General features: G+C 63.1%; 7 protein-coding genes. All 7 read right to left on the reverse strand.

Annotated features, from left to right (window positions below; all coding sequences use genetic code 11):
- Positions 1 to 175: 175 nt before the first annotated feature.
- The gene (locus Q0S71_RS02075; RefSeq protein WP_295990594.1) at positions 176 to 1,093 is read right to left on the reverse strand and encodes an AraC family transcriptional regulator; all 918 of its coding nucleotides are present in this window, start codon (positions 1,091 to 1,093) and stop codon (positions 176 to 178) included.
- Between the two features lie 69 nt (positions 1,094 to 1,162).
- Positions 1,163 to 2,629: a xylulokinase gene (xylB, locus tag Q0S71_RS02080; RefSeq protein ID WP_295990597.1), complete on the reverse strand. Its 1,467-nt coding sequence runs from the start codon at positions 2,627 to 2,629 to the stop codon at positions 1,163 to 1,165.
- 14 nt (positions 2,630 to 2,643) lie between these two features.
- A complete protein-coding gene (locus Q0S71_RS02085; protein ID WP_295990598.1) occupies positions 2,644 to 4,119 on the reverse strand; it encodes a mannitol dehydrogenase family protein in 1,476 nt (491 codons plus the stop codon).
- Positions 4,119 to 5,171 carry an ABC transporter ATP-binding protein gene (locus Q0S71_RS02090; RefSeq protein WP_295990600.1) on the reverse strand — a complete coding sequence of 351 codons (1,053 nt, stop codon included), beginning with the start codon at positions 5,169 to 5,171 and terminating at the stop codon, positions 4,119 to 4,121. The genes Q0S71_RS02085 and Q0S71_RS02090 overlap by 1 nt, the downstream gene beginning before the upstream one ends.
- 30 nt (positions 5,172 to 5,201) lie before the next feature.
- Positions 5,202 to 6,020: a carbohydrate ABC transporter permease gene (locus Q0S71_RS02095; RefSeq protein ID WP_295990603.1), complete on the reverse strand. Its 819-nt coding sequence runs from the start codon at positions 6,018 to 6,020 to the stop codon at positions 5,202 to 5,204.
- A 10-nt stretch (positions 6,021 to 6,030) separates the two neighbouring features.
- A complete protein-coding gene (locus tag Q0S71_RS02100; protein ID WP_295990605.1) occupies positions 6,031 to 6,891 on the reverse strand; it encodes a carbohydrate ABC transporter permease in 861 nt (286 codons plus the stop codon).
- Between the two features lie 149 nt (positions 6,892 to 7,040).
- On the reverse strand, positions 7,041 to 8,351 hold the full coding sequence (locus Q0S71_RS02105) for a sugar ABC transporter substrate-binding protein (RefSeq protein ID WP_295990607.1): 1,311 nt from the start codon (positions 8,349 to 8,351) through the stop codon (positions 7,041 to 7,043).
- Positions 8,352 to 8,688 lie beyond the last annotated feature (337 nt).

Genomic DNA, 8,688 nt, shown 5'->3' on the forward strand with positions numbered 1-8,688 from the left:
TTTGTCAGCCGCGAGGAAGAAAGAGTATGAAGCGTTTGAAGCATTTCGTCAACCCCTTCTTTTTACTACCGAACCGTTTCTGGTTCGCCCCGTTCGCCGTATTTACATACCGTTTTGCGGGGAGGCGAACTATAGCAAAGCGCTCCGCGCTTTGCAAGGCCTCGCCCAAAAGTATTCAGGCGCCGAAGCGGCCGGACGCCTGCTGGCGAAATTCTTTCGGCGTCATCCCCTTCAGTTCCAGGAAACGGCGATTGAAGTTGGCGACATTATTGAAGCCGGCGTCGTAGCAGATGTTGGTCACATAGCGCTCGGTTTCCATCAGCAGCTGGCAGGCTTTGTTCACCCGCAGGCGATTCACAAAATCGGTGAAGCTGTTGCCGGTCGCGCCGCGGAACACGCGTGCGAACATGCGTTCCGACATATCCAGTTCGTCCGCCAGATCCTTCATCGAAAACTGGCTGCTGAAATTCTTCACGATGAAGTTGATGGCGGAGCTGATGCGGGCCAGCGCCGCATCGTCGTCCGACGATTGCATCGGTATTGTCGACAGCAGCTGATAGTCGCTGCTATGGGCCAGCTCCCCCAGCAATCCGAGGAACTCGATAAAGCGTGGCAGGCCGCTGCTATCGCGAATGCGGATGAAGCGCGCCCTGGTCTGCTCGCTGATGCCGAAAAATTCAATCCCGTGCGTGGCGCGGCTCAGCAGCGGCATGATGGCCCGCATCTCTGGAATTTCGCCGGCCAGCAGCTCCAGCGGCTTGTGCGTGAACTGGATCACCATGTCGCGCAGCTTGACGCCCTCTTCGGGGTAATCGATCGAGACCCAGTTGTGCGGCACGCGCGGCCCGGTCAGCACCAGGTGGCCGGGCCCGAACTGGCCGATGTAATCGCCGACGAAGACTTTGCCACTGCTGGCGCAAATGAGATGCAGCTCATATTCTTCGTGGTAGTGCCAGCGTATCAGCGAACTGGGGATGCCATGTTCGAGATAGCGGATAAAACCGAATCGTCCATTGGGCTCGAAGCCCTGCTGCGCATCGCGCACGCAATCGTGCTCGATTTGCAGTGTGTGATGCGTGCTCTTATGCGGCATGAGTGTCTCCGTTGATGAGCGCTGCGACGCGCGCGCGATCAAGGCCGAGTATAGCAAAATGCGGCTTTTTCAGAACAGCGGCTTCAGATGCGCATACAAGGTGCGGAAGCGCTCGAAGCGCGGCAGCAGGACGGCACGCCATTGCGCGTCGGGCTCGATGATTTCGACGATGGGCGGCGCGACGCAGACCGTGGCCGCATCGAGTTCGGGGTGGACCGCCATCATCCCCAGCCTGGCCGCGCCGAGCGCCGCACCCACCTGTCCTTCGCTGCTCAACGACAGCGGCAGATCGAGCGCGCTGGCCAGCAGGCGCGCCCAATAACGACTACGGCTGCCGCCACCGACCAGCGACGCGATCCGCACCGAGCCGCCGGCCGCCTGCAAGGCCAGATAGCTGTCGCGCAAACCGAAGGCGACGCCTTCGAGCACCGCGTAGCCGAGCAGCGCGCGGTCGGTGTCGTGGCGCAGACCAAAGAACACGCCGCTGGCATTCGGATCGTTGTGCGGCGTGCGCTCGCCCGACAGATAGGGCAGGAACAGCGGCGCGCTGTGATACGCATCGCTGCCCGCCGCCGCCACTTCATCGAGCAGCTGCGCCTCGTCGTCCGCGTGGGTCAACTGCGTGACCCAGCGCAGGCAGCTGGCCGCCGACAGCATCACACCCATCTGATGCCACCGTCCCGGCAGCGCGTGACAAAAGGTGTGCAATCCCTGCGCCGGATTCGGGCGATACGCGTCGTTCGCCGCGAAGAACACGCCGGACGTGCCGAGCGAGATGAAACCGTCGCCGGCCGCCACCACGCCCATGCCGATCGCGCTGGCCGCGTTGTCGCCGGCGCCGCCGGCCACCACCACGTCCGCCGCCACGCCCCACTCGCGCGCCAGCTCGCGCCGCAGCATGCCGCCCGGCGCCGAGCCTTCGACCAGCCGTGGCATGTGCGCGCGCGTCATTTCACAGGCGGCCAGCATGGCGTCGGACCAGTCGCGCTGGCCGACGTCGAGCCACAGCGTGCCCGATGCGTCGGACATCTCGGAGATATAGTCGCCGGTCAGCAGATAGCGCAGATAATCCTTCGGCAGCAGCACCGTCGCCGTGCGCTTGAACAGTTCCGGCTCGTGCCGCGCGATCCACAGCAGCTTGGGCGCGGAAAAGCCCGGCATCGCCGCGTTGCCGGTGATCTCGCGCAGCTGCGGCGCGCGCGCCTCCAGCTCCGCGCACTCGAATCCGGAGCGGGTGTCGTTCCACAGTATCGCCGGCCACAATACCTGGCCGTCGACATCGAGCAGCACGGTGCCGTGCATCTGCCCGGACAGGCCGATGCCGCGCAGCGCCTTCAACTCCACCGGATGGCTGCGCGCGATTTCCGCCACCGCCGATAATGTGGCGCGCCACCAGTCGGCCGGATCCTGCTCCGACCACAAAGGCTGCGGACGACTGATCGCCAGCGCCGCATGGGCGGTGGCGACGATGCGCTGCTGCGCGTCGATCAGCAGCGCCTTTACTTCGGACGTGCCGAGGTCTATGCCGAGATACATGGGAACTGTCTCCGTCAAGCCAGCGCGTGATTCAAGGCCGCGCGCGCGCCGTCGCGATACAGGCGCTCCAGCGCGGCGCCGACTTCCGCGCCGAACCGCGGCTGCTCGCTCAACTCGCCGAACAATTCGCGCATCGACAGCAGCACGCCGGCGTCGCTGCCGCCGCGCAGCGCGTGCTCCTTCAGGCGCTCGCCGTAGGGATCGATCAGCGGCATCGGCCGGCCCTGTTCATCGCTGCCGTTCAGATACCGGAACCAGCACGCCACGACGAAGCTGAGCAGCTTGATCGGGCCGCCGCGCTCCAACTGCTCGCGCACCGACGGCAGCACGAACTTCGGTATGCGCGCCGAACCCTCGGTGCCGATGCGCGACAGCTGGTCGCGTATCGCCGGATTGGAAAAGCGCTCGATCAGCGTGCGCTTGTAGTCTTCCAGGTCGATGCCCTCGACCGCCGGCAGCAGCGGCGTGACTTCGATATCCATCATGTCGCGGAACAGCTGGCGGATGCCGTCATCGGCCATCGCCTCGTGCGCGAATTCGTAGCCGAACATCATGCCCAGATAGCACAGCGACTGGTGACCCGCGTTGAGCAGGCGCAGTTTCATTTTTTCGTAGGGCAGCACGTCGTGCGTCATCTGCGCACCGACCAGCTCCCATTCGGGCCGCCCGCCGGGGAATTCATCTTCGATCACCCATTGCAGGAAAGGCTCCGTCATCACCGGCCAGGCGTCGTCGATGCCGAAGCTGTCGCGCACCAGCGCGCGGTGCTCGTCGGTGGTGGCCGGCGTGATGCGGTCCACCATGCTGTTCGGGAAAGCGCCATGCTGCTCCAGCCAGGCGCTCAAAGCGGGATCGCGCAGCTGCGTAAAGGCGAGCAGCATCTTGCGCAGCACGTGGCCGTTGTTTTGCAGGTTATCGCAGGACATCAGCGTGAACGGAGGCAGGCCGCGCTGGCGGCGCAGGTCGAGCGCCTCGGCCAGATAGCCGAACGAGCAGCGCGGCGCGTGCGGATGGGCCAGGTCGTGCACGATGTCGGGGTGGGCCGCGTCGAATTCGCCGTTACCCTGGTTGACGTAGTAGCCGCCCTCGGTGATGGTCAGCGCGACGATGCGGGTGCCGGCATCGGCCATTTTTTCCAGCACCGCCTGCGGGTCGTCGGGCGCGTACAAAAATTCCAGGACCGAGCCGATGACGCGCGCCGATTCGCCGTGCGCGCCGCGTTCGACGACGGTGTACAGACAGTCCTGCGCCACCATCGCGTCGCGGATTTTCGCATCGTGCGGCAGCAGCCCCACGCCGCAATAACCCCACTGCTCATGGCCCGGCAGGTGCAGCAGCTGGTCGAGATACACCGCCTGGTGGGCGCGATAAAATCCGCCGACGCCGATGTGGACGATGCTGCGGGCGACCTGGTCGCGCGCGTAGGTGGGACCGGCCACGCCGGCGGGCAAGTGGCCCAATGCGGCCTGGTTCAATTTGATGGGATTCATTAGATTGCCTTTCCTGCGGCTGCCGCATAGGTTTTACCGGAACGATCGAAGTGATGGACGCGCGAGTGGTCGAAACAGAGCTTGGTGCGATCGCCCGGCTGCAACTGACTGCGCTCGCTGCCGCGCACGACGATCTGCACATTGTTTTCCAGGCGCGCGTAGAGCAGCGTCTCGACGCCCAGCGATTCGACCAGGTCGACGGTGGCCGTCAAGCCCTCCTCGTCGGCGTGGGCCAGGCGCACGTGCTCGGGACGGATGCCGACGAAGCCGTCGGCCTGCGCGGTGGCGCCGGCCAGCGCGGACAACTGGGGCAGGGCCGCCGCCGGCACCACGTTCATGCTCGGCGTGCCGATGAACTGCGCGACGAAGCGGTTGGCCGGACGGTCGTACAATTCCAGCGGCGCGCCGTGCTGTTCGATCTGGCCGTCGCGCAGCACGACGACGCGGTCGGCCAGCGTCATCGCCTCGACCTGGTCGTGGGTGACGTAGATCGAGGTCGCGCCCAGGTCGCGGTGCAGCTTGGCGATCTCGATGCGGGTCTGGACGCGCAGCGCGGCGTCGAGGTTGGACAGCGGCTCATCGAACAGGAACACCTTGGGATCGCGCACGATGGCGCGGCCGATGGCGACGCGCTGGCGCTGGCCGCCGGACAAATCCTTGGGCGTGCGCTCGAGGTATTTCGCCAGGTCGAGAATGGCGGCGGCCTTGTCGACCTTGTCGCGGATCACGGCGCGGTCGACGCCGGCCAGCTTCAGCGCGAACGACATGTTCTCGAACACCGTCATGTGCGGATACAGCGCGTACGACTGGAATACCATCGCCAGGTCGCGCTTGGACGACGGCAGCGCGGTGATGTCGCGCTTGTCGAGTTGCAGGCTGCCCTTGTCGATCGTTTCGAGGCCGGCGATCAATCGCAGCAGCGTCGATTTGCCGCAGCCGGACGGGCCGACGAAGACGACGAATTCGCCCTTTTCGATTTGCAGGTCGATGCCCTTGATGGCGTGGTGCTCGCCGAAATATTTTTCGATATGACTGAGTTGAAGATATGCCATGGTGGTTCCTAATATGTTGGGATGCGGCGCTTACTTGACGGCGCCGAAGGTCATGCCTTGCACCAGCTGCTTCTGGCAGAACCAGCCCAGCGCCATGATCGGTGCGATCGCCATCAGCGAGGCGGCCGACAGCTTGGCCCAGAACAGTCCCTCGGGACTGGAGTAGGAGGCGATCAGCCAGGCCAGCGTGCCGGCGTGGGAGGCGCCCAGGTTGAGCGACCAGAATGATTCGTTCCAGGCCCAGACCATGCACACCAGCGCGGTCGAGGCGATGCCGCCGACGGCCAGCGGCAGCACGATGTGGCGGAACTCGTCGGCCACCGTGGCGCCGTCCATGCGCGACGCTTCCAGGATTTCGCGCGGCAGTTCGCGCAGATTGGTATAGAGCAGCCAGATCATGATCGGCAAATTCATCAGCATGAACATCAGCGTCAGGCCGGTGCGCGTGTCGAGCATGTCGAAATACTGGAAGCAGATATAGATCGGCATCAGCGCGCCGACGCCCGGCATGTAGCGCGAGCTGAGGATGAACTTCAGCAGGCCGACCGTGCCGCGCGTGGGGAAGAAGGCCATCGAGTAGGCGGCCGGGATCGCGATCGCCAATCCGATCGCGGTCGAGACCACGCTGGTGATGAGCGAATTGATCGCGTAGCCGACGTAGTTATCGCGCGCCATCACCTCGTGGAAGCTTTGCAGCGTGGGCGTGAAGAAGAACAGCGGCGGCGTGGAGATGGCTTGCTGCTCGGTCTTGAAGGCCATCAGTCCGAGCCAGAAAATCGGAAAGAACAGCAGCAGTGCGAAGAACCAGGCGAAGCCGGTGCGCAAATAGAGCGTGGTTGGTTTGTTCATCTGGATCTCCTTATTTCGTCAGGTTCTTGCCGATGACGCGCATCAGGAAGAAGGCCGCGATGTTCGCCAGCAGCACCGCGAACAGGGCGCCGGCCGAGGCGGCGCCGATGTCGTATCCCTGCAAGGCCTGCTGGTAAATCATGAACGTGATGGTGGTGGTGTCGAAGCCGGGACCGCCGCCGGTGGTGGTGAAGATTTCGGCGAAGATCGACAGCAGGAAGATCATCTCTATCATCAGCACCACCGACACCGCGCGGCCCAGGTGCGGGATGTACAGGTAGCGCAGCTGCTGGAGATAGGTGGCGCCGTCCATGCCGGCCGCCTCGAGCTGCTCGCGGTCCATCGACTGCAGCGACGTCATGAAGATCAGGCAGGCGAAGGGCAGCCACTGCCACGACACCATCATGATGATGGACACCAGCGGATATTGCGACAGCCAGTCGACCGGCGTCAGCCCAAGCAGCAGGCTCGCTTGCGCGAACAGGCCGTAGATGGGATTGAGCAGCATGTTCTTCCACATCAGCGAATTCACGGCCGGCATGACGAGGAAGGGGGAGATCAGCAGCACGCGCACGATGGCGCGGCCGGGGAAGGCATCGTTAATCAGCAGGCCGAGCGCCGCGCCGAAAATGACCGTCACCACCATCACCGAGAACATCAATGTGAAGGTGTTGGTCAGCGCCGGCACGAAGGCGCCGTCGGTGAAGAAGAAGCGGAAGTTATCCAGTCCGTGGAATTCGTGTTCGCCCGGCGACAGCAGGTTGAATTTGACGAAGGAGTAGTACAGCGTAATGAGCAGCGGGACGATGGAAATGACGGCGATGGACAGCACCGCTGGCGTCAGCAAGGTCCGGGGTATCAGTCGTTTCATGGGAGTCTCATGGTGCGGGTGATAAGGCGGCGCACGGGGCGTGCGCCGAAGCGCATGGCCGGCCCGGTCAGGAGCGGCCATGCGCGGCGCCGCCGCCATCGCTCACGCGGCATAGGCCGGGGAGCGGGCGGCGGCGCGGGCCGCGATGCTTATTTGTAGTAGCCGGCCTTGCGCATTTCGCGGTCGGCCGCCTGTTGCGTCGCGTCGAGCGCCTGGTCGACGGTGACCTTGCCCAGCAGGGCGGACGTCATCTGCTGGCCGGCGGCGATACCGATCACCTGGAATTCCGGGATCGATGCCAGCTGCACGCCGAGGTAGGGCGACGGCGGCAGCGTGTTCTGCTTCGGACTGGCCGTGGCCAGCGCCTTGCCTTCGGCGACCGAGAACTTGGCCGCTTTCTGGAACTCAGGCGTGGCGTAGGTCGACTTGCGGGTGCCGGTAGGCACGTTGGCCCAGCTGGTTTCTTTCGCCACCAGCTTGATGTAGTCCTTGGAGGTCGACCAGTTGATGAATTTTTGCGCCGCGTCCACGTGCTTGGAGCTTTTCGGAATCGCCAGCGACCAGGCCCACAGCCAGTTCGCGCCGCGCTCCGTGGTGCCGACCGGCGATTGCGCGTAGGCGACCTTGTCGGCCACTTTGCTCTGCTTCGGATCGGAGATGAAGGAGGCCGCGATGGTGGCGTCGATCCAGATGCCGCACTTGCCTTCGTTGAACATCGCCAGGATTTCATTGAAGCTGTTCGACGACGAACCCGGTGGGCCGTAGTTTTTCAGCAGGTCGACGTACATGCCGACGGCGCTCTTCCACGGCTTGGAGTTGAACTGGGGCTTCCAGCTCATGTCGAACAGCTGGCCGCCGTAGGAGTTGGCCATGGTGGTGATGAGCGCCATGTTGTCGCCCCAGCCCGGCTTGCCGCGCAGGCAGATGCCGTACACGCCGTGGGCGGGATCGTTGATTTTGGCGGCGACGTCGCGCAGATGCTCCCAGGTCGGACGGTCTTCTATCGTCATGCCGGCTTTTTTCACCAGGTCGCTGCGATACATAATCATCGAGCTCTCGCCGTAGAACGGCGCGGCGTACAGCTGGCCGTTGACGGTCAGGCCTTCGCGTATGGTGGGCAGCAGATCGTCGACGTCGTAATTGGCGTCGGGCTTGATCGGGACCAGCCAATCCTTCTTGGCCCAGATCGGGGTTTCGTACATGCCGATGGTCATCACGTCGAACTGGCCGCCTTTGGTGGCGATGTCGGTCGTCATGCGCTGACGCAGCACGCCCTCTTCCAGCGTGACCCACTTCAGTTTGATATCGGGATTGGCTTGCTCGAAGAATTTGCTCAGCTTTTGCATTTCGATCATGTGGCCGTTGTTGACGGTAGCAATGACCAGTTCGGTAGCAGCGAAAGCGGGATCGGCGGCGCAGAAAAGACCAGCGCACAGGGCGCTGATAGCGATACGTTTCATGGTGTAGTCTCCGGGTTTTTATTGTATGTGCGGTGCCAGCGGCACCCCAATGACAATGTATCACCGGACTTCGGTACTTCCCGATACTGAAAAACGCAGTATCGATACTTTTTTGCACCTTATAGCGCTATTGGGTGCGCTTTTGATGAACGAAAGTATCTAAATTGATGCGAAGAAACGAAAGGACGAAAAAGATCCCCCTCGGCACCGAACGCGATTGAAACGAAAGGACGAAAAAAAACCCCACCAGATCACTGGTGGGGTTTCTTAATATAACTAGCCTGACGATAACCTACTTTCACACTGGTTGCAGCACTATCATCGGCGCAAAGTTGTT

It is taken from the genome of Rugamonas sp., from assembly GCF_025354735.1.
Lineage (GTDB): Bacteria > Pseudomonadota > Gammaproteobacteria > Burkholderiales > Burkholderiaceae_D > Rugamonas.